The 24,359-nt window shown below is 56.9% G+C and carries 23 protein-coding genes; 16 read left to right on the forward strand and 7 right to left on the reverse strand.

Going from position 1 to position 24,359, the window contains the following annotated elements:
- Positions 1-18: 18 nt before the first annotated feature.
- Positions 19-267, forward strand: coding sequence for a hypothetical protein (locus CAF65_RS13465; RefSeq protein WP_143492103.1), 249 nt, complete (start codon positions 19-21; stop codon positions 265-267).
- A gap of 59 nt (positions 268-326) precedes the next feature.
- Here the strand turns inward: CAF65_RS13465 and CAF65_RS13470 are convergent, their stop codons facing one another.
- Positions 327-1,157, reverse strand: a complete 831-nt coding sequence (locus CAF65_RS13470) for an arylamine N-acetyltransferase (protein WP_085716702.1) — start codon at positions 1,155-1,157, stop codon at positions 327-329.
- A gap of 190 nt (positions 1,158-1,347) precedes the next feature.
- Here CAF65_RS13470 and CAF65_RS28465 point away from each other — a divergent pair, with 190 nt between their 5' ends.
- Positions 1,348-1,671, forward strand: coding sequence for a hypothetical protein (locus CAF65_RS28465; RefSeq protein WP_178076690.1), 324 nt, complete (start codon positions 1,348-1,350; stop codon positions 1,669-1,671).
- A 38-nt stretch (positions 1,672-1,709) separates the two neighbouring features.
- Here the strand turns inward: CAF65_RS28465 and CAF65_RS13480 are convergent, their stop codons facing one another.
- Together CAF65_RS13480 and CAF65_RS13485 are read right to left on the reverse strand one after the other, a co-directional pair.
- Positions 1,710-3,116, reverse strand: a complete 1,407-nt coding sequence (locus CAF65_RS13480) for a DUF1254 domain-containing protein (RefSeq protein WP_085716704.1) — start codon at positions 3,114-3,116, stop codon at positions 1,710-1,712.
- A gap of 112 nt (positions 3,117-3,228) precedes the next feature.
- Positions 3,229-4,800, reverse strand: a complete 1,572-nt coding sequence (locus CAF65_RS13485; RefSeq protein ID WP_085716705.1) for a GGDEF domain-containing protein — start codon at positions 4,798-4,800, stop codon at positions 3,229-3,231.
- Between the two features lie 208 nt (positions 4,801-5,008).
- Here CAF65_RS13485 and CAF65_RS13490 point away from each other — a divergent pair, with 208 nt between their 5' ends.
- Positions 5,009-5,476, forward strand: a complete 468-nt coding sequence (locus CAF65_RS13490) for a hypothetical protein (protein ID WP_085716706.1) — start codon at positions 5,009-5,011, stop codon at positions 5,474-5,476.
- An 87-nt stretch (positions 5,477-5,563) separates the two neighbouring features.
- Here CAF65_RS13490 and CAF65_RS13495 read toward each other — a convergent pair whose 3' ends face one another.
- On the reverse strand, positions 5,564-7,318 hold the full coding sequence (locus tag CAF65_RS13495; protein ID WP_085716707.1) for a murein L,D-transpeptidase: 1,755 nt from the start codon (positions 7,316-7,318) through the stop codon (positions 5,564-5,566).
- A gap of 81 nt (positions 7,319-7,399) precedes the next feature.
- Here CAF65_RS13495 and CAF65_RS13500 point away from each other — a divergent pair, with 81 nt between their 5' ends.
- From CAF65_RS13500 to CAF65_RS13525, 6 genes are all read left to right on the forward strand, one after another.
- Positions 7,400-8,101, forward strand: coding sequence for a murein L,D-transpeptidase catalytic domain family protein (locus tag CAF65_RS13500; protein WP_085716708.1), 702 nt, complete (start codon positions 7,400-7,402; stop codon positions 8,099-8,101).
- Between the two features lie 105 nt (positions 8,102-8,206).
- On the forward strand, positions 8,207-9,913 hold the full coding sequence (locus CAF65_RS13505) for a copper resistance system multicopper oxidase (protein ID WP_085716709.1): 1,707 nt from the start codon (positions 8,207-8,209) through the stop codon (positions 9,911-9,913).
- Between the two features lie 10 nt (positions 9,914-9,923).
- Positions 9,924-10,826, forward strand: coding sequence for a copper resistance protein B (locus CAF65_RS13510; RefSeq protein ID WP_085716710.1), 903 nt, complete (start codon positions 9,924-9,926; stop codon positions 10,824-10,826).
- A 52-nt stretch (positions 10,827-10,878) separates the two neighbouring features.
- On the forward strand, positions 10,879-11,262 hold the full coding sequence (copC, locus tag CAF65_RS13515; protein ID WP_085716711.1) for a copper homeostasis periplasmic binding protein CopC: 384 nt from the start codon (positions 10,879-10,881) through the stop codon (positions 11,260-11,262).
- Positions 11,263-11,265: 3 nt separating this feature from the next.
- On the forward strand, positions 11,266-12,189 hold the full coding sequence (gene copD, locus CAF65_RS13520; RefSeq protein ID WP_085716712.1) for a copper homeostasis membrane protein CopD: 924 nt from the start codon (positions 11,266-11,268) through the stop codon (positions 12,187-12,189).
- A 93-nt stretch (positions 12,190-12,282) separates the two neighbouring features.
- On the forward strand, positions 12,283-13,068 hold the full coding sequence (locus CAF65_RS13525) for a transporter substrate-binding domain-containing protein (protein WP_085716713.1): 786 nt from the start codon (positions 12,283-12,285) through the stop codon (positions 13,066-13,068).
- A 69-nt stretch (positions 13,069-13,137) separates the two neighbouring features.
- Here the strand turns inward: CAF65_RS13525 and CAF65_RS13530 are convergent, their stop codons facing one another.
- Positions 13,138-13,359: a hypothetical protein gene (locus CAF65_RS13530; protein ID WP_085716714.1), complete on the reverse strand. Its 222-nt coding sequence runs from the start codon at positions 13,357-13,359 to the stop codon at positions 13,138-13,140.
- Positions 13,360-13,570: 211 nt separating this feature from the next.
- On the opposite strand from CAF65_RS13530, the gene dusA reads away from it, so the two are divergent.
- Positions 13,571-14,566: a tRNA dihydrouridine(20/20a) synthase DusA gene (gene dusA, locus CAF65_RS13535; RefSeq protein ID WP_085716715.1), complete on the forward strand. Its 996-nt coding sequence runs from the start codon at positions 13,571-13,573 to the stop codon at positions 14,564-14,566.
- A 54-nt stretch (positions 14,567-14,620) separates the two neighbouring features.
- Here dusA and CAF65_RS13540 read toward each other — a convergent pair whose 3' ends face one another.
- Complete coding sequence (locus tag CAF65_RS13540; RefSeq protein ID WP_085716716.1) at positions 14,621-15,454, reverse strand: undecaprenyl-diphosphate phosphatase; 834 nt, start codon at positions 15,452-15,454, stop codon at positions 14,621-14,623.
- 524 nt (positions 15,455-15,978) lie between these two features.
- Between CAF65_RS13540 and CAF65_RS13545 the strand changes: the two genes are divergently transcribed.
- The 4 genes from CAF65_RS13545 (at position 15,979) to CAF65_RS13560 (ending at position 19,960) form a co-directional block, all read left to right on the forward strand.
- Positions 15,979-16,719: a winged helix-turn-helix domain-containing protein gene (locus CAF65_RS13545; RefSeq protein ID WP_085716717.1), complete on the forward strand. Its 741-nt coding sequence runs from the start codon at positions 15,979-15,981 to the stop codon at positions 16,717-16,719.
- 29 nt (positions 16,720-16,748) lie between these two features.
- Entirely contained in the window at positions 16,749-17,492 is a 744-nt protein-coding gene (locus CAF65_RS13550; RefSeq protein ID WP_085716718.1) for an EAL domain-containing protein, read from the forward strand.
- Between the two features lie 34 nt (positions 17,493-17,526).
- Entirely contained in the window at positions 17,527-18,207 is a 681-nt protein-coding gene (locus CAF65_RS13555; protein WP_085716719.1) for a helix-turn-helix domain-containing protein, read from the forward strand.
- A 358-nt stretch (positions 18,208-18,565) separates the two neighbouring features.
- Positions 18,566-19,960, forward strand: a complete 1,395-nt coding sequence (locus CAF65_RS13560; RefSeq protein WP_085716720.1) for an undecaprenyl-phosphate glucose phosphotransferase — start codon at positions 18,566-18,568, stop codon at positions 19,958-19,960.
- Positions 19,961-20,450: 490 nt separating this feature from the next.
- Here CAF65_RS13560 and rfaH read toward each other — a convergent pair whose 3' ends face one another.
- Positions 20,451-20,981, reverse strand: a complete 531-nt coding sequence (rfaH, locus tag CAF65_RS13570) for a transcription/translation regulatory transformer protein RfaH (protein WP_085717052.1) — start codon at positions 20,979-20,981, stop codon at positions 20,451-20,453.
- Between the two features lie 642 nt (positions 20,982-21,623).
- On the opposite strand from rfaH, the gene CAF65_RS13575 reads away from it, so the two are divergent.
- Positions 21,624-22,064: a low molecular weight protein-tyrosine-phosphatase gene (locus CAF65_RS13575; protein ID WP_085716721.1), complete on the forward strand. Its 441-nt coding sequence runs from the start codon at positions 21,624-21,626 to the stop codon at positions 22,062-22,064.
- Positions 22,065-22,102: 38 nt separating this feature from the next.
- The gene (locus CAF65_RS13580; RefSeq protein WP_085716722.1) at positions 22,103-24,328 is read left to right on the forward strand and encodes a polysaccharide biosynthesis tyrosine autokinase; all 2,226 of its coding nucleotides are present in this window, start codon (positions 22,103-22,105) and stop codon (positions 24,326-24,328) included.
- The last annotated feature ends 31 nt before the right edge of the window (positions 24,329-24,359 follow it).

Consider the following 24,359-nt stretch of genomic DNA (forward strand, 5'->3'; position numbering starts at 1 on the left):
GGTTCCCTGGTTTTTGTTATGCGCACACTGTATGCAATAGCCAGGACAAATGTCTATAGAGTTGTATACAACTTATCAGTCACAAAATGGTTACCCGTCCATTTCCCCTGGCAGCCACATGCGCAGCCCTGGGCCCTGCTCAACGAAGGCAAGACTGCACAGCTAAAACCAACAATCACCCCTGCCGAACTCAAGGGCCTGGAACAAAAGCTGGCAAAGGCCTTGCGCGAAATTCAACGGGTGATGAAGCCAGGAGTCCGGCCCTGAAACGCCAAGGGCTGATCGATCGGATCAGCCCTTGCGATGTGATGTTTTAGATCAGCCCGCTATTGTGGCGCTGCGATCAAGCGTTCCAGAGTCCGCACCAACAGCGCCTGTTCCGGTACGCGAATGCCGAACTCGCTGCCCAGCAAGCCAATCAATTCCTGCACATCCGTCACCTCTCGTCGCTCACTGTTGCGGCCAATCCGGTGAATCGCGAAGCTGCCGTTATTGAGCGTACGACGCCACCCCTCCCCGGTGCGAGCCACCATCAATTGTTTGGCGAAAGTCGACTCAGGGTGGGTCGAGACGTACCAGTTGCCCACGGCAAAATCGATATCTTCCTGGCGTTGCAGGTCGAAGATGTACATCGCGCGCCATTCACCCGCAACGTTGGCGCGCAGGGTAAAGCCGTCGACGTGCAGGTCGATGCGATACGGCTCGTGAGGGGTGAGTTGTTCGGCGCGAGAATCGAGCAGCAGTGGCGTGGTCGGCACCATGCCACCGAAACCGACGTCGGTGATGTAGCGTACGTCGTCGATGATGACCAGACTCAGGCGATGGGTACGGGCAGTCCAGGCCCCCTCCGGCTGGCCCATCACCACCCGGCCACTGATGGCGCGGGCGTCGAAACCCAACGATTGAAGCAAGGCCAGGAACAGGTTGTTGAGTTCGTAGCAGTAGCCGCCACGACTATCGTGCAAGACCTTCCGCTCGATGGACGGCAAGTCGATCAGCACCGGTTCGCCGGATAATGTGGTGAGGTTTTCAAACGGAAAAGCGCCGGTATGGCGCAGTTGCAGTTGACGCAAGGTTTCCAGGGTCGGCGCCGGGGGCGCATCGAAGCCCAGGCGTTGCAGATACAAAGCACGGTCAGTCAGGCGTGGCTCGCTCATCGTTCACTCCTTTTGCACGCAAGCGACGGATTGCTCCGCCAGTGGCCGCTATGTATACGGGATCAGGCATTGCCGCCGACAATTGATTTAGCCAATCACCCTGCATGAAAAACTCAACGCGGCTTGTGCGAATCCAACTGCGCGCCCCTTCACACCAACATCAGGTAACGACTCACCCCAGGAGACGACCATGATGAATATCAGAATGACTTCGCTGCTCTTGGCGGGATTGTTGTCGGCAATGCCCTTGGCTACGTTTGCGGCGTCCGGCAATGGCACTGGCACAACCGGTACGACATCGGGTGCCACCCGCAACTCGACCATGCTGCCAGACAACAACAGGCCCAGCGCCCCTTCGGGCGACTACGGCCGCGGCCAGGGCCCCAGCTCGTCAATCGGCACCACCGGGGTCAATGGTCCGGGCAGTGGCGCGGGCGGTGGCACCGGCGCCCCCGGCGGTGGAACCGGTGGCGCCGGTGGCGGGACGGGCAGCTGGACAGGCAAAAGCAGGTAATGGCGGGCAGTCATTGCCTGCTGCTTGTCGCGCGAGGCTTACATCGGCTTGACCGCCGGCGGACTCCATTTGCCATTCAGCGCCTCGGCTTTCGGGCCATACAAACGCATGGTCAGGTTGAACGGCCCTTTGGGCGCCGGCAGCCAGTTGGCCTCCAGATCCTTGCCGGGGCTTTCGTTCTGGAAATAGAGGTCCAGCGAGCCATCGGCGTTGCCCTTGAACGGCATCCAGCTACTGACCGCAAAACGATTGAGTGAATTGGCTATCTGGAACCCTTCCGGGTCATACAGGGTGATCGACCAGAAAGCGTTCACCGGCGGCGTCTCGCCCTTGTTGAAATGCAGCACGTATTTGTTTGCTCCGTCGAGCGGCTTGCCGTTGCTGTCGCCGATGTTCAACGGATAAATCGCGTCCTCCGGCAGGTTGGCACCGAGCCCCACCTGCGTAACGATGGCGCGCTTGAGGTAGTAGTTGCCGTAGACGCCCATGGTGTCAGTGTTCATCGACCAGCCATTGACCTCCCGCGCCAGGGTCGGCACTTTCCAGCTCATCAGCGCCTGCGCATCCTGGGGCACCGTTTGCAACGCGGTCTGGATTTGCGGGTCCAGCGCGTCCATGTCGAACGGCTTGCCAGCTTCGATTCCAAGACGCTTGATCTGCGCCAGCATTGGCTGGTCGGTACTGTGCGGCGGGTTCACCTTCAGCAGGTCGGCAGCGTAAGTGAAGTAATTGGCAGCCGACATGGAGTCGACCTGAATCTTCGGCGGCGTTTTCATGTCCACCGCTGGGTCGATTTTCACGGTGACGGCTTCAGGTTCCTTACCTAACCGGGACAACGGCGTCACCGTGTAGCCGGCCTGGATCTTGTGCACCGCCGCGTAATCTGCTGCGCCGTCCGTCTTGGTACGGCCGATGACCCAGACAAACGGGGTTGGCGCCGGCAGGTGATTCATCCCGGCAGGCACCGTGCCGGTCCAGCCCGGTGGCGTCACCAGGAATTGCCCGGCATCGGTGCCCGTGGTGCGCCAGCCCGGCGAAGCGAACACATCAGTCCACATATCGAGCATCGGCAACAGGTAGAAACGCCCTTCGGTATCCGGCGCGGCGATCACCAGCGGTTCCTTGGTCAAGTCCAGCCAGGCAATCGAATACAGTGTGTCGAAGTTAGAGCGCACCACCCCTTTGAATTCGGCAGGCGGGTACTGCGGCACACTCACAAACATGTTCATCGGGCCTTTGCCGAACTCCTTGCCCGGCTCGATGTTGGTGAATTGCTTGCGTGTAATGTCCATGGTCAGCAGCGGGTAAAAATAGATGTAGGCATCCACGCCGATCGCGTGAGCTTCTTCGGCGGTGATTTTCGATTGCGCATGGCTGGCCAGCGGAAAAATGGCAGCGGCTGCGACGGTCAAAGCAACAGCTGTCAACGTTTGAGGTATCAACATGTTGGCGATCGTCCGTACGAAGGGGAGTCTGCCGGACTCGACAGAACTAACGGAACTCTAGACGATCAATTCAGCCAGTCCAGAAAGACGGACAACCGGCAGGAAGAGCACTTCAGCGATCAGAACGCATCAACGCCTCGACACCGCCGGCCATCGACAACGTTGCCACACGGTTTCGCCCCGAATGCTTGGCTTGATACAACGCCGCATCCGCCCGCTCGACAAACACGTTCATGCTGTCATGCCCCGACGGCACAAACGAATAGCAACCCAGGCTGACCGTGACGTAACCGTTGGGCGAGCCGGTGTGACTGATGCTCTTGTCGATGACACTGCGGCGGATCTGCTCGGCAATCGTCATGGCGCCGTGGATGTCGGTGTCGGGCAGCAGCACTGCAAACTCTTCACCGCCGTAACGCACCGCCAGATCGGCCTTGCGGTAGCAGCAACTCTTCAGCGCGCGTGCCACTTCGGCCAGGCAGTGATCCCCCACCACGTGGCCATAGGTGTCGTTGTAGCGCTTGAAGTAATCGATATCGAGCATGATCAGGCTCAAGGGGCTCGCCTGTCGGGCGCCACGCCCGAACTCGATGTCCAGCGCCCGCTCGAACAATCGGCGGTTGGCCAGCCCGGTCAGGCTGTCGTGGGTGGCGATCAGCTCCAGCGCCTCCTGGGCCCTGCGCAAATCCGACTCGACCCGCTCGCCCATACGCACCTGATGAATGAATACCCAACCGAACAACCCCACCCCCACTAACACCAGGGCAACGATGAGACTGGAGCGAAACGCCGTGTCATACCATCCCGCGAGAATGGATTCCGTGGACGACGCAGCGGTGACCACCAGCGGATACGCCTCCAGCTGGCGGTAACCGTACAGGCGTGTCACGCCATCGATGATGGACGTGAACACCGCATTGCCGGAGGTGGCCAGTGGCAGGGACTTCTGGAAAATCTCGCTCTGGGCCAGCGACGTGCCGATCTGCGCCTCTACAAAAGGTCGACGCGCCAATAACGTGCCATCGGTCAAGCCGAGAAACATCAAGCCGTTGTCGTCGAGGCTGAAGCTTTTGAAGAACTGATCGAAGTACGACATCTTGATGCCGGCCAGCAATACGCCCTGGAAATGGCCGTTCCTGTCGTTGACCCGTTTGGAGATCGGAATGATCCATTCGCCGTTTTCCCGACTGCGAATGGCCGGGCCGATATGCGCCACCGACGATACGTTCTGCTGGTGATACTTGAAGTACTCGCGATCCGCGACCCCGGCACCCCGGGGCAGGTTTTCAAACGAGGTCACCACCCACTGGCCCTTCTGGTCAAACAGCAGGATGCCGTGCAATTGATCCAGCGCCAGCACCCGCCGGGCGAAAGTCTGCTGCAAGCGCGGCCGTTGGTCCGGGCCGAAACCGTCGACCTGAATCCAGTCCACCAGGCTGGTCAGCACCAGGTCGGCCTTCATGAAGGTGTCTTCGGCCTGCTGCGCCATGGCCCGCGTCAGGTGCGAAGACGCCACTTGCGCCAGGCTCAGATCATGGCGACGGGACTGTTCCAGTTGCAGGTAGAGCAAACCGCACAGGCACAGGCACACCGTGGCAATGAACAACACCGCGGCCTTGCGCAGCGGCAGACGTTTCAATGCAACGCCTGGGGCGTGGTCCGGGTCGTTAACGCGTGTGGGCAAAAGTTCATCCTGTCGGGGGCAAGGCATGGGCAACGACCCAAAGCCCTCAGTCTTTGTGGGCCGTAGTTTACGGGGTTATCCATGAGAAATGGGCAATCACGTGCCCAGTGGTCACACTTGCCCGGTGGTGCTGCAAACATGATCCAGAGCAGCGCGGCCTGCGCGCCAACGAGCTACGATTAGAATGACATCAATACAGGGAATCGACATGAGCAAGGCAGACGAGCTCGCGGCAAAATTGAAACAAACACGGCTTGCCGGCGCGGATCAGGCGATCGATGCCTGGCCAGGCCAAGTCTACGAACTGTATCAACGGATAGAGGCTTGGCTGCTGCCCTTGACTGAAGTTGGCCTGGTCCTGCGGCGCAACCCCACCCATGTGATCGAGATTTGCCCGGCCCGGGGCACTTACCGCTATGCCATCGATCAGTTGGTAATCTCCGGTAACGCCCACAGCCTCACCTTTGACCCGGTTGCACGCTTCACTGCCGATGGCGAGGGACGGGTCGAAATTCACTCTCAAACCAACGAGTTCGCCCTGTTGCGCACCGTGGACGAACACGGTGAAACACACTGGTGGCTACAAACGATCGAACAGACCTCAGGGCAGCTGGACGCGGTGGCGCTGACGGAAACCGATCTGCTTTTAGCTGTGCAACAAGGGCTGGCGCTTTAGGGTGATTGCCGAACGGCTTGGTAATACCTGTAGGAGCGAGCTTGCTCCTACAGGTATTGGCCCATGGGCGTCCGCTTCAGACTTTCGTCACAGCTTGTCCTGCCCTGTCACCACCAGCGGTATCTCTGCACGACGCAAGTCCAGAGCCGGCAACCTCACAGGCTGACTCAAGCCCTGCAACACCCTGGCATCGTAATCATAAATGTCGGGCTTGAACGTCACCCGCCCGTCAATGCTCAGGTCCACGGTCCAATAGGCCAACAGCACCGGCACTTTCACCGGTAGCACGATGTTCTCGGTCCTGCCATTGGCCAACTGCTTCTGAATGCCGGCACTGTTCCAGCGCACCGGGTCGTTGAACAACAACTCGACCAGTTGCAACGGGTTTTCCACGCGAATGCAACCTGAACTGGTGGCCCGGACCGTTTTGGCAAACAGCTCGCGGTGCGGCGTGTCATGCAGGTAAATCGCATAATCGTTGGGGAAGCGGATCGCCACCTGCCCCAGCGAACTGTCAGGCCCGGCATCCTGACGCAGGTGGATGCCTCGCGGGTTGCTCCAGTCAACGCTCGACGGATCGAGCTCATTGCCTTCGCGATCAAACACGCGAATCCGGTTGGCCGCCAGATAGCCCGGATCGTTCTGGACTTTCGGAATCACATCCTGCTTGAGGATGGTCGGCGGCACAGTCCAGGTCGGATTGAACGTGATGTAGGTGATTTCGGCCTGAAACACCGGCGTACTGCGCACCGGCCTACCGACTTGCACCCGCGAACGCCAGATCGGCAGACCGTCGCGGTACATCGCCACCTTGTATCCGGCTATATCGACGATCACGAACGTACCCTGAAGTTTGTACAACAGCCAGCGGGCGCGTTCCATGTTGACCCGCACCTGATCGATCCGCGACTCGACCGGCACGTTCAGCGCCGCCAGCGTCGCCGCCCCCGCCACGCCATCGGCCCCCAGGTATTGCTCGGTCTGGTACTTCTTCACCGCGGCAATGACCTTGTCGTCGTAACCGACTTTTTTCGACAGGTTCGGGTTCAGGTAACCGCCCGCCACCAGACGCGCACGCAATTGGGCGACCGCCACCCCGTCCATGCCGGGCTTGAGCGATTGCCCTTCGGTGACTTTCGGCCAGCCGCCCGCATCACGGACCTGGCGCAACCGGGCCAGGCCCTCACGCAAATTGCGGTAAATCTCTTCCTGAGGAGGCGCCTCGGCAAAGGCGCGAGCCACATCATGGGCATCGAGGGCGGCGAACAGGTTGTTCATGCTCTCTCGGGCATTGCCACCGGCAGGATCGAAGTTCCAGTGAATGTCCAGCCGTGACGGATCGACCTTGCCCCGTCGCAGTTGCAGCAGTGCGGTGATGAACGTGCGGGTGGCCGCCATGTCGAACGTCGCCCGTTGCGCCGTGGAAGGCATGGCCGCTACCAGCGATTCATGGGCCTGGGCCAGTTCGGAGATGTGAAAATCCGCCGGATTCAGGCCGTCGATCCGGGTGTCTTCGAGGCTCTTGAGTAGCTGGGCCACATCACGGTCATCCGTCCACGCCGCGCGATAGTTGCGATGCATATAGAAATCCAGCACCACCCGGCTGACATCCACGCGCTGATGGCGTCTGGACGTGAGCAACGGCGGAAAGGCCGAACGCAGCGGTTCCAGCGTCGCCTGAATCGCCTGGCCGACCGCGTCGTCGGGTGCCGCGGCATCGATTGTGCTGCTCACCGCAGATACCGGCTCAATCGGCGAAGTTTGCCCAATCGCCGCACCGCTGATCAGAAAGCCCATAAAAAATATGCGGCTTATGACGAATGACCTTGTTAATTGCACCATGGATAATCCTTAATCCCCCGTTTCAAACGGCTAGTTTTCCGCTCGCTGCTAGACTCGCAATTATCATGATGAGACCTGACTATGGCGCTAAACCGCTTTGGCCTTCTATTTGCCATTTTACTGACGTGCCTTTCAGTAACGTCAGCCTACGCCGATTCGCTTGAAAACGCGCTGGTCAAAGCAGCTCCAGGCGCCGACGCCAAAGTGATTGCCCTTGCCGTTCGCGCCACTCAATGCAGCCGCGCCCAGGGTATTGCCCCTGCCCAAAGGCTGGCAGTGATCGATTACTCCCTGCCCTCGACCGAACAACGCCTGTGGGTCTTCGACCTTAAACGACGCAAGTTGCTGTTTCACGAACTGGTCGCCCATGGCCGCAACAGCGGCGAAAACATGGCGACGCTGTTCTCCAACCGCAACGAAAGCCACGCCACCAGCCTCGGCCTGTTCCGCACACAAGAAAGCTACCTCGGCCAGAACGGTTACTCGCTGCGCATGGAAGGCCTGGAGCCCGGCTTCAACGACAATGCCTATGACCGGGCCATCGTCATTCACGGCGCGCCCTATGTCAGCCCGGTGCTGGCCCGCGCCAACGGCCGGATCGGCCGCAGCCTGGGTTGCCCGGCCGTGCGACCGGCGATTGCCCATCGGCTGATCGATTCGATGAAGGACGGGCAATTGTTGTTTTCCTACTACCCGGACCAGCGCTGGTTGAAATCGTCTTCCTACATCAATTGCGGCAGCGACACTGTGGCCTCAAGGGAAAAGCCCACTTCACGCCAGTAAGCCCCCCAACCTGTCAAAACTGTAATCCCCGCCTCAGCCTGCTGAAAGGCACCGCCCGCTAGCCTCGTCGACAAGTTCAACAGGCTGACGGGCGGAACACACGGCATGCACTCCCACACTTCAAGACGCACCTTCGTCAAAGGGCTGGCCATCGGCGGGCTCTTCGGCGGCCTCGGGTTATGGCGCACGCCGGTCTGGGCGCTCAGCAGTCCAGGCGAACCGCAGGTGTTGGCCGGTAACGATTTCGACCTGTTCATCGGCGAATCCCCGGTCAACTTCACCGGGCACCCACGCACCGCAATGACCATCAACGGCGGCATTCCCGGCCCGCTACTGCGCTGGCGTGAAGGCGATACGGTGACGCTGCGGGTGCGCAACAGGCTCAAGGACAGCACGTCCATTCACTGGCACGGCATCCTGCTACCGGCCAACATGGACGGCGTGCCGGGGCTGAGCTTCAAGGGTATCGAGCCGGGCGGCCTGTACGTCTACCAGTTCACCGTACGGCAGAACGGTACCTACTGGTATCACAGCCATTCGGGGTTTCAGGAGCAATCCGGCGTCTACGGCCCGCTGGTGATCGACGCCAAGGACCCGGAGCCGTTCCAGTACGACCGCGACTACGTGGTGATGCTCAGCGACTGGACCGACGAAGACCCGGTCGGCCTGATGAAGACCCTGAAAAAACAGTCCGATTACTACAACTTCAACAAACGCACCGTGGGCGACTTCATCCACGACGTCAGCGAAAAAGGCTGGGGGCCGACCGTCGCCGATCGCAAAATGTGGGCCGATATGAAGATGAACCCCACCGACCTGGCGGACGTCGGCGGCGCCACTTACACCTACCTGTTGAACGGCCAGGCACCGGATTCAAACTGGACCGGGGTGTTCCGCCCGGGGGAAAAGCTGCGGCTGCGCTTCATCAACGGCTCGGCCATGACCTACTTCGACGTACGCATCCCCGGCCTGAAAATGACCGTGGTCGCCGCCGATGGCCTGCACGTCAAACCGGTGAGCGTCGACGAGTTTCGCATTGCCGTGGCGGAAACCTTCGACGTCATCGTCGAGCCGACCGAAGCGGCCTACGCCCTGTTCGCCCAGGCGATGGATCGCACCGGATACGCACGTGGCACCCTGGCGGTGAAGACAGGGCTGGTTGCGCCGCTGCCGCCACTGGACCCGCGCCCACTGGTGAGCATGGATGACATGGGCATGGGCGGCATGGACCACGGCAGCATGGCGGGCATGGATCACAGCAACATGGCCATGGGCGACATGCCCGGCATGCAGGCCCACCCGGCCTCGGAAACCGACAACCCGCTGGTGGACATGCAAGCCATGTCCACCTCGCCGAAACTCGACGACCCCGGCATGGGCCTGCGCAACAACGGTCGTCGCGTGCTCACCTATTCCGACCTGCGCAGCACCTTCGAAGACCCCGACGGCCGCGAGCCCGGCCGCACCCTGGAACTGCACCTGACCGGGCACATGGAAAAGTTCGCCTGGTCGTTCAACGGCGTGAAGTTTTCCGATGCAGAGCCCCTGCGCCTCAAGTACGGCGAGCGGCTGCGGATCGTGCTGGTCAACGACACGATGATGATGCACCCCATCCACCTGCACGGCCTGTGGAGCGACCTCGAAGACGAGAACGGCCAGTTCATGGTGCGCAAACACACCATCGACATGCCACCGGGCTCCCGGCGCAGCTATCGGGTCACCGCCGATGCGCTCGGCCGCTGGGCCTATCACTGCCACCTCCTGTACCACATGGAAATGGGCATGTTCCGTGAAGTTCGCGTGGAAGAATGAGGCGCACCCAATGATTCGATTCACCCCGGTTTTTTTCGCACTCGTGACCTCGACGGCGATGGCCGCCAGCGATGACATGCAAGGCATGGATCACAGCCAGATGAACCACGGCCAGATGCAAGACATGGATCATAGCCAGATGGACCACGGTCAGATGCAGAGCATGGACGAGGGCCAGATGCAGCCCGCCGCCCCCAGCGAAAGCCGCACGCCGATCCCGGTGCTGACCGATGCCGATCGCGCTGCGGTGTATGTCGATCCCGCCGGTCACCATGTGCACGACAACACACTCAATTCGTTTTTCCTCGCCGACAAACTGGAATGGCAGGACGCCGATAACGGCAGCACCCTGGCCTGGGATTTCTCGGGTTGGGTCGGTGGCGACATCGATCGTCTGTGGCTGCGCTCCGAAGGCGAGCGCACCAACGGCGTGACCGAGGACGCGGAAATCCAGGCCCTGTGGGGCCACGCCATTTCCCCGTGGTGGGACGTCGTCAGCGGCGTGCGCCAGGACTTCAAACCCGGCGCCCCGCAAACCTGGGCCGCGCTCGGCGTGCAAGGCATGGCGCTGTACAACTTCGAGGCCCAAGCCACAGCCTTCATCGGCGAAGGCGGCCAGAGCGCCGTGCGGCTGGAAGGCGACTACGACATCCTGCTGACCAATCGGCTGATCCTGCAGCCGACCGTCGAACTCAACGCCTACGGCAAAAACGATCCGCAACGGGGCATCGGTGCGGGGCTGTCCAACACCGAAGCCGGTCTGCGCCTGCGCTACGAAATCCGCCGGGAAATCGCGCCCTACCTCGGCGTGACCTGGAACCGCACCTACGGCAACACCGCCGAATTTGCCAACGACGAAGGCGAGGACCGCAGCGAAGCACGCCTGGTGCTCGGTATTCGGCTGTGGTTCTGAACAGATTCACCTCAAACCAACAACAACCGCTTCAAGCGGTAAAGGACCTTGCATGCGCCTCATCAAACCCACCGCCGTCGTCATCGCGCTGTTCACCGGCCTGCTCATGAGCACTCTCGCTCAAGCCCATCCCAAACTACTCTCTTCCACCCCGGCGGAAGGCGTAGAAGGCGCAGCACCCGACAAGATCGAACTGCACTTCTCCGAAAACCTCGTCACCCAGTTTTCCGGCGCCAAACTGCTGATGACCGAAATGTCCGGCATGGCCCACGCCCCGATGCCGGTCAAGGCCAAAGTCAGCGGTGGCAGTGATCCGAAGACCATGTTCATTTTGCCGACAGCGCCCTTGACTGCCGGCACTTACAAGGTCGAATGGCGCGCGGTGTCGTCGGACACCCACCCGATCACCGGCAATGTCACCTTCAAAGTGAAATGATCGATGAGCGACTCGGCCAACGTCGTGCTGCGGTTTGTGTTGTACATGGATTTGATGCTGTTGTTTGGTGTGGCACTGTTCGGGCTCTACAGCTTCAAAGGACAGGAACGGCTATCCGGGACGGTGCTGCCCTTTCGCCGATTGTTGACGGCAACGGCCGTGCTCGGCGCGCTGCTGTCCGTCGCCGGCATGGTGCTGATGGTCCGCGCCATGAGCGGCGAATCAGACGTTACCGAGTTGCGCCCTCACCTGGAAATGATGCTGCTGGAGACAGACGTCGGGTTGGCCTGGGGCGTGCGGATGATTGCATTAGCGGTCGCGGGAATGGCGTTGATGCTCAACCCGCGCGCCCCCGGCATCAGCCTGGTGATCGCTGCTACAGCCGGCGGCATCGCCCTCACCAGCCTGGCCTGGAGCGGGCATGGTGCCATGGACGAAGGCAGTCGCCGTTTCTGGCACTTTACAGCGGACATCCTGCACCTGTTGGTGGCGGGTGCCTGGCTCGGCGCGTTGCTGGCGTTTGCGTTGATGGCGCAACCCCGGGCCCTGCAAACCGAAGCACACATACGGTTGCTGGTTCGCGCAGTCAGGCGATTTGAGCTTGTCGGTGCGCTGATCGTTGTGATCATCACCGTGACGGGCGTGGTGAACTACCTGTTCATCGTCGGACCGAAGCTCGATGAGGTTTTACTCAGCCACTACGGAATTTTGCTGGCGATCAAAGTGCTGCTGTTTGCCGGGATGCTGGTGCTGGCGGCATTGAACCGCTTTCATCTTGGGCCCTTGCTGGAGCGGTCGTTGCGAGAGGGCCAATATCGCGTGGCAGCCCACGCACTTCGGCGCAGTGTGGTGGTGGAAATGGCCGCGGCGCTATTGATTGTGGGGTTAGTGGCGTGGCTGGGGACGTTGAGCCCGGAGGTGGAATGAGCCATCTTCAGGGGGGAGTAGATTTTTCACACCGGTGAAAGTTTCACTACACTCCCCCCTTCAAAACCACTCCAGCACAAAAGTCCGATAACAATGACGAAAATCAAAAGAGCAATGATGCTCGGCGGCTTGCTCGCACTCTCCCTTGGCGCCCAGGCAGAACCTTCGCATCTGGACAGCGTCATGCAACAGGGGCAACTGCGCGTTTGCACCACCGGCGACTACAAGCCCTACACCTTCAAAGCCGAGGACGGCGAGTATTCCGGTATCGACATCGCCATGGCCCGCACCCTGGCTGAAAGCCTTGGCGTCAAGGTCGAATGGGTGCCCACCACCTGGAAAACCCTGATGCCCGACATGCTCGCCGGCAAGTGCGACATCGCCATGGGCGGCATCTCGGTCACCCTGGAACGGCAGAAAAAAGCCTTCTTCAGCACCACCCTGGACGTCGATGGCAAAATCCCGCTGGTGCGCTGCGAAGACCAGGCGCTGTACCAGACCGTCGACCAGATCAACCAGCCCTCGGTTCGCCTGGTCGAACCTGCCGGCGGCACCAACGAAGCGTTCGTCCACGCCTTCCTGCCCCAGGCGCAGCTGCAGTTGCGCGACAACATCAGCATTTTTCAGGAACTGCTGGATAAAAAAGCCGACGTGATGATCACCGATGCATCGGAGGCGCTGTATCAGCAGAAGCTCAAACCGGGCCTATGCGCAGTCAACCCGACGCACTACATGCAATACGGCGAAAAAGCCTACCTGCTGCCCCGGGACGACATCACCTGGAAACAGTACGTCGACCAGTGGCTGCACCTGGCCAAGGCGACAGGCAATTACCAGAAGATTCTGCGGCAGTGGTTGGCGGTGCCCGGCGCGAAATAACGGATCGTTCTTTCCCGAACAAAAAAGGGCGCTCCCAGAGGAGCGCCCTTCTTCATTGCGGTTCGCGTATCAGTCGTCGTGCAGCAAACCCGAGCCGTATTCGCCGAAGCTATTGCCGAGCGCACTGCCATGAAAATTCATCTTGCCGGGGTTGCTGCTGGTGGGCCCCGGACCAAAGCCGGCTGGCTGCACGGAGTCGATTGCATAATCGCTATGGGAGCTCACACCCGAACAGGCGCTCAACAACAAGGCACCGGCGATCAGCCAGACTTTGACGAGGTTTGCGATCATTTTTTTGTTCCTTTGGGTTGAGGCGCGGGGGGATGTGACCTTTGACGGTCATCCTATGCCTCGTCTGTGCCGGGCAACATGAAACTTTGGGGGGTGACAGCGTTGGTTCAGGTTGCACCTGTACTTTGGCGTATCCCGACTCCCCCAAACCCCACAAGCCCCATTCCTGATAAACTTCCCTCCTCCCAGCCTCACCGATTCCAGATCCCCCATGTCCGTAACCACCGCCACACCCGCCCCGCTTTCCCGCCGTTTCTCCGTTGCGCCGATGATGGATTGGACCGACCGCCACTGCCGCTTCTTCCTGCGCCTGTTGTCGAAAAACGCCCTGCTCTACACCGAAATGGTCACCACCGGGGCCCTGCTCAACGGCGATCACGAGCGTTTCCTGCGGCACGACGAGGCCGAGCATCCACTGGCGTTGCAGCTGGGCGGTAGCGTGCCGCTGGACCTGGCCGCGTGTGCGCGCATGGCGCAGGAGCATGGTTACGACGAGGTGAACCTGAATGTCGGCTGCCCGAGCGATCGGGTGCAGAACAATATGATCGGCGCGTGCCTGATGGGGCATCCGCAGTTGGTGGCCGATTGTGTGAAGGCGATGCGTGATGCGGTGTCGATTCCCGTGACGGTCAAGCACCGGATCGGGATCAACGGGCGGGACAGTTACGAAGAGCTATGTGATTTCGTCGGCACGGTGCGGGATGCCGGGTGCACCAGCTTTACCGTGCATGCGCGGATTGCGATCCTGGAAGGGTTGTCGCCCAAGGAAAACCGCGACATTCCACCTCTGCGTTATGACGTGGCGGCGCAGTTGAAGGCAGACTTTCCGGAGCTGGAGATCATTCTCAACGGCGGCATCAAGTCCCTGGAAGCCTGCCACGAGCATTTGCAGACCTTCGACGGCGTGATGCTTGGCCGCGAGGCGTATCACAACCCTTATGTGATGGCTGAGGTGGATCAACAGCTGTTTGGCAGCACGGCACCGGTAATCAGCCGCGCCGAGGCGCTGGCGCAGTTGCGGCCTTATATTGCGGCGCATATCGATGCCGGTGGTTCGATGCACCACATTACCCGACATGTACTGGGCCTGGGCACCGGGTTCCCGGGGGCGCGCAAGTTCCGGCAGTTATTGTCGGTGGATATTCACAAGGCCAAAGAGCCCTTGGCTTTGCTGGATCAAGCGGCGGAGCTGCTTGAGGGGCGTTAACGGTTAGCCGCGCCCTGCGACCAGGCTGCATGCCCTGCATGCCTGGTGCAAATCTCAGAGCGCTGCAGCCCCGCTCCAGTCAACCCAACCGAATACCCACGTTGCCAGAATCAGCAAACCGAATCCGATCCGGTACCAGGCGAATACGGCGTAACTGTGGCTGGCAATGAACTTGAGCAAACCACGTACGGCGATCATGGCGAAAATGAACGCCGTGACGAACCCCAGCGCAAATACTGGCAGGTCGCTGGCCTGGAACAGATCCCGGTACTTATAGCCTGAATACACTGCGGCACCGACCATGGTCGGCATCGCCAGAAAGAACGAAAACTCCGTGGCAGCCTTACGCGACAGACCAAACAGCAACCCACCGATAATGGTCGATCCAGAGCGCGAGGTGCCCGGAATCATCGCCAGGCATTGCGCGAAACCGACCTTGAGGGCGTCAGTCCAGCGCATATCGTCAACATGGTCGACATACACCACATGTTCCCGCTGCTCGGCCCACAACATGATGATGCCACCTACCACTAATGCCACCGCTACAGTGATCGGATTAAACAGATACTCATGGATCTTATCGGCAAACAACACCCCCAGGACCACTGCCGGAAGAAAACCGATCAATAGATTCAAGGTGAAACGTTGTGCATTGCGCTGGGTCGGCAAGCCGGTAACGATCTCGAGAATCTTGCGGCGGAATTCCCAGACAACCGCCAGGATCGCGCCCAACTGAATGATGATGTTAAAGGCCATGGCTCGCTCGCCACCGAAGCCGAGCAAGTCCGCGGCAACAATCTGGTGCCCTGTACTTGATATAGGCAAAAACTCCGTCAGACCTTCGACCACCCCTAAAATCAACACTGTTATGGTTGTCCAAAGATCCATCAATTCCCTCTCATCGACAAAGACCAATGCGTCGGCTTCGCTCTAATTCAACGCCAACTCGAAAGTAAAGCGCATTATGCCGAATAATAAAACTCCATGTTATGAAACGTCCATGACCGACACCACCAACATGAGCGTTATATAACGGTTAATATTGGATGGTGCCGAGCAAAACAAGAGCAATAACTCGCACTTCAAACAACAAATCCCTGCAGCCTCATGGCACCCATTCAAAAAAAATCAAGTAGCGGGAACTTTAGCGAGATGCACGGTCGTATTGGTGCGAAAATGCGGGGCGCCGGGACAAAAGATGGCACATTGCTATGCCTTGTGAACTCACGAGATTGCCATCGATGATTAGGCACCTCGAACCACAGGCGGGCAACCGATCACGTCAGAATCACCGGAGATGTTAAAAAAACGAGACGGCCGCCTGAAAAAACAGTGAAATGTTACCAATTGTCAGTCACAAACGAGAATTGGTGCTTTAACATTCAAATGCCAGCACCCATCCGAGTCAAAGCATGATGCTTACAGGGAAAATAACGACTACAGGCCACAGTGACGTGAAGGAGGAGACAGGTATTCTCACCATTGGACGAACCCATACGCTAGCTGAGGGCTTCAGGGAATTAGTTGCAAGCCACGCAGGCAGGGACATTGCCGTTGATGCGATGTGCTATGGCAACTCATTCAAAAGAAACAGGGGGTCTGAGTCATACCGTGCAATTTTTATCGTTATCGACAGCCCTCAAGCGTTTGCTGAAAGCCTCACCCTGGTAGAACGTATTCGTGCCGAAAATCTGGCGTCAATAATTTTCATAGCCATCACCGGTAAAGGCACCTACAACAAGATGAAATACTATCTTGCCGGGGCCGACTACTGTATTAATTGCGACACTTCCGCAGGCGAAAACACTGACGAACTGTCCGAGTTTTTTAACAGCCCAGAATGGCAAAAAAAGCATAATCTGCTTTTGGACCCCACTCGTATGTGCCTGATTGGCGACTATAAAAAACTGGATGTGTCGTTTGCAGAGATGAAAATTCTTGAGGCTTTCTCTCAGACAAAAAACCAGATACTGAGCCATGATGAAATCGCCAGAATCATGGGGCTGAATATAAATTTTTATGACCCAAGAGCCTTGGAAAAGTCGATCAGTCGCCTTCGAGGCAAAATAAAAGGCATGTATGGCACCAACGCCATTCAAAGCATCCGCGGGCATGGATATCGTTTAATCAGGGGTCTGATCTCGACAACCTGATTCTTAATGTAGAAGGGAGTTTCTGTATTATGAGCGCAACAGGGAGCGTGCCAATCCATGACCACGCAGAGCATTACCTGTCTCGACAATTGATCCTCACTCGGGATGACTGCCCGTTTGGCAGCGAGATCAGAATACATTTTGACGACTCTGCTTGCGCGCCCTGCGCGCCTGAGCCGTATCAGATGAGTGGCATCTACAGCGAAGTACTGATGCAAACCAGGCTGATTGCCTTTTCGCTGAAAGACCGCAACACCACTGACGGAAATAAATACTTAAGCCGTAGATTTGTTTGCGTAGGACAATCGGATCTCGCCAACTCCGCACTCACGGAAGAGTTGATACAGTCCGGCGCCGCCCTGCGCGAATTAGGCCAGACGCTGGTTATTGCGCTCAATGAGCTACCCCTCTCGGCAATCAGTTTCGCTGAAAAAAAGAAGATCCTTCACAACATATATCTGTTGAAAGATCACGGCATAGAAATCGCGTTCGACGACTACAAAATCGACGATGAAAGTATCGAGATCTTTACAACCCTGAATTTATTCGACTATATAAAGATCTCCATTTCCTCTCTAGACCTGAGCCTCAAGCTCAGTGGCAACCCCGAGTTATTCAATCGTCTCCACGAACGCATGACCATGCTCACTCACAACACGAAAGTCTCCTTTATAGCGGACAGAGTCGAGCACGCTGCTAGCCATATACTGGCACGCGCGTTGCCCTTTGATTACTTTCAAGGGAGTCACTACTCCCCTGCCGATAACCTTTGAACCAACACCCAGACGTGCAACTAAGGAGAGAGCCATGGATAGCAGCACAAACCTCCCCAGAAAATATTTTGTCGTGGTTACACACAACCCCGCACTACAACTAGAGCTTGAGGCATTACTGTCCAGCAAGCGATATAACAGTTACGGCACGTCACAGGCAAAGATGTTTTTTGAAGGCGTTGCCCCACCCACTTCTGCCCCCAAGCTTATGGAGCTTATTTCCCCGCAAGTGGCCAGAATGGTTCCCCCGGTTATCAAGCATGATACCCAGCGCGCACTTTCGACGTTCAAGTCCGAATGGCAAGCCGCTCAATCCGTAACGAAATTTACTCACTTCACATCAACGGCAGTCAACTCCAGGGATAACACCAGGGAATGCGCCTCACAGCCGGCCAGACCGCACGCTCCAGTGGCGGAAACCTGGCGACTGAGCGATGTCAGCGGCGCGTTGATCAAAGATGACGTGGAGATTGTCTTGACTGGCCTGGAGGCCATGCTGCTTAAAAAAATGCTGCACCATGATGATCGCGTGGTCAGCAAGGAGGACCTTATCCGTAGCATCGGCAGAGAACCTGAACATTACCGGGGTCTCGAAATGTGCCTGAGCCGACTACAGGAAAAGTTTAAAAACGCCAGTAACGGCGAACGCCTTTTTCGTGCAGTCAGGAACCGTGGGTACTGCCTGATACAAAAAATCGTACGCGTAAAAATCTAGCCTGGATAATTAAAATGGTTCGCTCCGGCAGTGCAATACAACAACAATAAAGCACGCCATTTTACCTCCCCCCGCATCCCCCTCACGCCCCCCCTGTAAGGCCGCGTTATAAAAGTTGAATCCAGACTATTTCTAACGCTCCTCCCACCCAGATATATCAACCAGATACAGCAACCACTCGTTAAAAGTCGTCAGACAGTGCTCGCACCAATAAATTAATCTACCCACTGATGACTGCGCCGCTATTTTGGCGCCTCGATCGTCAATGCATCGCCATCTAATATGAACAATAACTCTTACTGCATTGATTTTGGCTCTTGTCTGTCGAAACGCGAATGGACGTATTTTGGGGATACCTATGGTTAACAATCTTCGTATCAATCGAAATACCACCCTCAAAGGACTGACCTTCTGGGGACAGTGGGCACTGGGTCAGGGCTTTGTTGTCGCCCTGTTACTTCTATTGGTTTATTATCAGAATGGAACGGTAGAGTTCTATTATCGAGTATGCGCGACGCTTACTGTGCTTGCATCGGTTCCGGCCTATACATGGTGCGGCGTCTATGCAAAGAAGGACAATTACCTGGAGGGGTTGATAAGACTACTGATGGGTTGGTCAATGACATTGGCAGCGTTAGCTATTGTCGCCTTTCTCTGCAAGGCCAATGAACTGTTTTCTCGTCAAATCATCCTGATATGGGCTTTCTGCAGCTACATCGGCCAGGCGCTGTTGTACGTCCCGCTGCATGGTTTTTCAAAGTACTACCAACGGGCGCTTCAAATTGAGCGTAGAACGCTGATTGTGGGCACTGGCGAGTTGGCATTGGGATTAGCAAACAAGCTTCGTGCCCTCGAGCATTTCCCGTTGGTCGGCCTGGTAAGTTCCGATACCACTCCCCTGCTGGAGACAGATGCTCCACCTGTCGTAGGTCCACAGGAGGAACTTCTGGAACTGATCAAGACCCACGACATCCGGCGCCTGTACATCACGCTACCCTTGAGTGAAGCAGCAAAAATCGAAGAAATGTATGTCGACTTGCTGGATGCCAACGTAGATGTTGTCTGGGTCCCGGACTTGAACAGCCTGACGTTGCTCAATCACTCGGTCAGCGATGTGGATGGCATGCCGGCGATCCATTTGATTGAATGCCCGCTGACCAGCCAACCCACTGCCGCATTGAGTAAAAGCCTGCTCGATAAAAGCGTGGCGCTGATGGCCATTATCGCTCTAAGCCCGTTACTGCTGATCATTGGCCTGGCCGTAAAATTCACCTCCCATGGTCCGGTATTTTTCAAACAGGACCGCCACGGCTGGAACGGGAAGGTCATCAAGGTCTGGAAGTTTCGTTCCATGCGCGTGCACGACGATCACGAGGTGAAGCAAGCCAGTCGTAACGACTCGAGGATTACCCCGATCGGGCGCTTTATCCGTCGCACTTCCATCGATGAGCTACCGCAATTGTTCAACGTCTTGCAGGGCGATATGGCGCTGGTCGGACCTCGCCCTCATGCAGTTGCGCACAACAACTACTACTCCGGCAAGATTCTCGCCTACATGGCTCGCCACCGAATCAAACCGGGAATCACCGGGTTGGCTCAAATCAACGGTTGCCGCGGCGAGACCGACACCATCGACAAGATGCAGAAACGCGTCGAGATCGACCTCAAGTACATCAATAACTGGTCGTTATGGCTGGATGTGAAAATCCTGGTGAAGACGCCATTCACCCTGCTGTCGAAAGACATTTATTGATTGTGCGCCTGCAGGTTAACCTGCAGGCGCGAGCCATTTAATCAGTGCGTTTGCGCCGTCACTTGTGGCTGGGCTTTCTCCAGCCATACCTGCATCCGCACCAACACCGGCAGATTGTTCTGCTGCCGGCTCTCGTGGCGATGTTCATCGCCGACTTCTTTTAAATCTCCGCTCGATACCGCACAGCTTTTTGCCCAGATTCAGGGCGATATCGGCACGCCTGGGCTTACCTTCAGGCAGGCGTAACGGCAGCAGTCGATCGCTAAAAAAGTGGATACCGGGTAATCGCGTGGCGACAAACACCGTATTCGCGAACGGGAGCCTCAGCCATGCCGTGAAGCTGCGGCCCTGGCCGAGACCGCTGCTTTCCTGGCGCTGCGAATAAAGCTTAATGCCTACTGGGGAGGGAGGAGTGAAGACGGGGGCAACTGACCTTGTTGCCAGAACGCTATCTGCTTGTTGATTGGCAGGCTGGGAGCAATGCTCCGTGTCAATGCTTACTGATACCAACCAGGGGCATGCTGATTCTTTGCTCACGCTGCAGCAGTGTCATCAGGAGCAACACTCGCTGCTCGCCCTCCATCGCCAGGAAGATCGCTTCCACATCGACAAAAGGCCCCTCATTGATACGCACCCGCTCTCCACAGACAAACCGAGCCTCCACAGGGGCTCCGCTATCGTGCTCATGAAGATGTGCGATCAAGTCATCACCTACGGGCAGCGGCTTGCCTCCAAAACTGACAATTCGCAACACGCCGCGGGTAGAACGCAAAGGCGCCCAGCTCTCACCCGAGCCGAGCTGGATAAACAGATAACCCGGAAACAGCGATTCGCGGACAATCCTCCTGCGCCCCTGCAAATCACGCTCGCGCCGATGCGTAGGGCGAAAACAGGTATACCCCTGGTTAACCAGATTGATCTCTGCACGCTCGTCCTGGCTCGCCTTGCATTGCACCAAATACCATGCGCTGGAGGTGAGACTCTCAGGCAAGGTCGCTTGAACAGCCGAAGCACTATGGATGGACACAATCAGCCCCTTCTGCACCGATGTGGTCAAGTAGCTCCGTGGTTTTCACATCGATCTTGCGACGGATTTCCCCCAAGGATGGAAATGCACCTGAAAAACGGAGTTGGCCGATCATGGAAACTTCACCCTTTAAAAACTTGCGAAACTTATTAGCAATACACGGACGCTAGAGAACCCTTCACCCAAGGCAAAGCCCCGAACACCTTTAGCATCAAACTACCTATCTAGACGTTTAACACACACCGATGCGGGACAACACAAAAAAGCCAAAAACGTTAGAATTAGTCAGGCGATAACCAGTAACGTTATTTAACTGTTATTAAATATCTGGTTTTAAACATGGAATTTTTTTTGCCATATGCATTCAATACTTGCGTGGCATTTAATGGTTGATGTTGTCGTGGGTTGCCAGTTATGATTTTTAGCATAGCAACTGTCAAGCACACTCAACGTCCAGATTCCAGCAGGCCAGAGTCTTCGCAGTCAAAAGCTTCATCCAGCACGGTAACTCCTCACGGAAAGAGGCACACACCCAATAGCTGCAAGCCGTCACAAAAGTGCCATTGAAGAAAAGCATAGTTTCAGTCTTTCCAATTGCACTATCACCGCAAGTGTGAAATTTCCAGGGAGGTTGCCTTGTTTAACAAGATTCTAATCGTTTGCATTGGCAACATTTGCCGAAGCCCCACTGCCGAACATTTGTTGCGAGCAGCACTGGGGCAGTCCGATATCAAAGTTAGCTCTGCCGGTCTTGGCGCACTACAAGATCACCCGATCGAACCCACCGCCCGGATCGTACTGGAAGAGCATGGCCATCTGCCAGAAGAGCACAAAGCCAATCAACTGACCCATGCAGCCATCAGCGAATCGGACCTGATCCTGGTGATGGAGCAGTCGCATATAGACCGTGTTCTCAAGATCGCACCTGAAGCGCGAGGCAAGGTCCTCTTGCTGGGCAAGTGGCAGGACAACCGCGAAATCAGCGATCCCTACCGGCAAGGCAAACCTGCTTTTGTGCATGCATACGCGTTGATTGAAGAAGCAGCAACCGCCTGGGCAAAGCGTCTCGCACGCTAAACCATTCCCCCGAATACTTGTTAAAAAAGAACTCACTTATGCAGCAAACTCCAGCATTAACCTCACATGACGATGATGAAATCGACTTGATGGGCCTACTCGGGACACTGGTCGATCATAAATGGTTGATTGCCGGTATCACTGCAGCCTCCATGGCCGTTGGCACGGCCTATGCGGTGTTGGCCAATCCTGTTTATCAGGCAACTGCCTTGATACAGGTGGAGGCAAAAAAAAATGACATGCTCGGCTTCTCCGATATCAACAGCATGCTGGGTAAAGAGTCACCTTCAGCCACAGAAATTGAATTAATCAAATCACGCGCGATCATCGGCAAGGTTGTCGACAATCTATCGCTCGATATTACCGTCGAGCCGAACCGTTTTCCGGTGATCGGCGACTTTATCGCTCGTCGGTTCAAGCCAGACACTGTTGATACGGTTGCGACGCCATGGTTTGGCATGAGCAGTTTTGCCTGGGGTGGTGAAACCCTGAAAATATTTCAGCTCGAGCTCCCACAAGAGCTTCTAGGTGAAGAACTAACTTTCGTCAGCGGCGAAAGTGGCCACTTCACTTTGCTGGATGAGGACGACAATGTCCTAGTCGAAGGCCAAGTGGGCCAACCCTATGACAAAGACGGCATTAAACTGCAGGTCGAAGTGTTGCAGGCGAATCCTGGCACAACGTTCAATATTGTGCGTGACCCACGCCTGACCAGTATTCTGAAGTACCAAAAGGTACTTGATGTATCAGAGCGCGGTAAAGAATCCGGCATAATCGGACTGGCTCTTGAAAGCGAGGAACCGGCTGAAGCCATTCAAATCCTCAATGAAATCGCCAAGCTCTATGTACGGCAAAATGTTGAGCGGACATCGGCCGAAGCCGCTCAAAGCCTGGAGTTTCTAAACGATCAACTGCCTCAGGTCCGTAAAGACCTGGAAAAAGCCGAAAACGCCCTGAACAAGTATCAAATTCGCAGTAAATCCATCGATATCAGCCTGGAAGCCAAAGCCATTCTCGACCAGATCGTGGCGCTGGATACCAGCATCTCCGAACTGAAATTGCAACAAGCGGAAATGGATCGCAAGTTTACCCGTCAGCACCCCGCCTATCGGGCCTTGCTCAGCCAATTGGGCGAGCTGACAGCCAAGCAGGATGGCCTGGCCAAAAAAGTCGAGGGCCTGCCTTCAACACAGCAAGAACTGCTTAGCCTCACCCGCGATGTAAAAGTCAGCACCGAAATCTACACCCAGCTCCTGAATAAATCCCAGGAACTGGATGTAATGCGTGCCGGCACCGTGGGCAACGTGCGCTTGATCGATACCGCCGATGTGGATCTGCGCAAGCCCGTCAAACCCAGGAAGCCCCTGATCGTACTCATTGCCACCCTGTTCGGTGCTTTTCTGGCTACTGCGTTAGTGCTTTTTCGCAAAGCCCTTAATCGTGGCGTGGAAAATCCGGATCAAATCGAGCAGCTGGGGTTGCCGGTGTACGCATCCATTCCTTTCAGCACACTGCAAAAAAATGAAGAAAACAAAACCCTTCGAAGTGGCCGAGGCCGCGCCAACAACGCCGCCCCCATACTGGCCAGCAGTCACCCCACCGACCTGGCCATAGAAGGATTGCGCAGCCTGCGCACCAGCCTGCATTTCGCCATGCTCGAAGCCAGCAATAATCGCCTGATGATCTCCGGCCCGAGCCCCAAGGTAGGTAAAACATTCGTTTCCGCCAACCTCGCCGCAGTCATCGCCCAGACCGGTCAGCGTGTATTGTTGATCGACGTGGACATGCGCAAAGGCTATTTGCATAAAGTATTCGGAACTCCCGCTGAAAACGGCCTTTCAGATTTACTTGTCAAGCGCTGCGACCTGGCAACCGCGATCAATAAAACCGAAGTCGAGCACCTTGACGTTATCGGCCGCGGACAAATACCGCCCAACCCTTCAGAGCTGTTAATGCACGCAAACTTCAGTGCCTTTCTGGACCAGGTCAGTGCCCAATACGACTTGGTGATTCTGGATACCCCACCGCTGCTGGCGGTGACGGATGCGGCGATTGTCGGTCGCCAGTCGGGCACCAGCTTGATTGTGACGCGCTTTGCGCTGAACCCGGTTCGTGAAATTGAATTGACCATGCGCCGCTTTGCGCAAAACGGCATAGATTTGAAAGGCGCCATTTTTAACGGCGTTGAAAAACGCGCCTCGGCCAAATATGGCTATGCCGATTATGGTTATTACAACTACGAATATAAGTCCGAGAGCGCTTAGTTTACTAACGGTTATCAATATCCAGCTATCG

Origin of the sequence: Pseudomonas sp. B28(2017) (assembly GCF_002113025.1) — a bacterium.
Lineage (GTDB): Bacteria > Pseudomonadota > Gammaproteobacteria > Pseudomonadales > Pseudomonadaceae > Aquipseudomonas.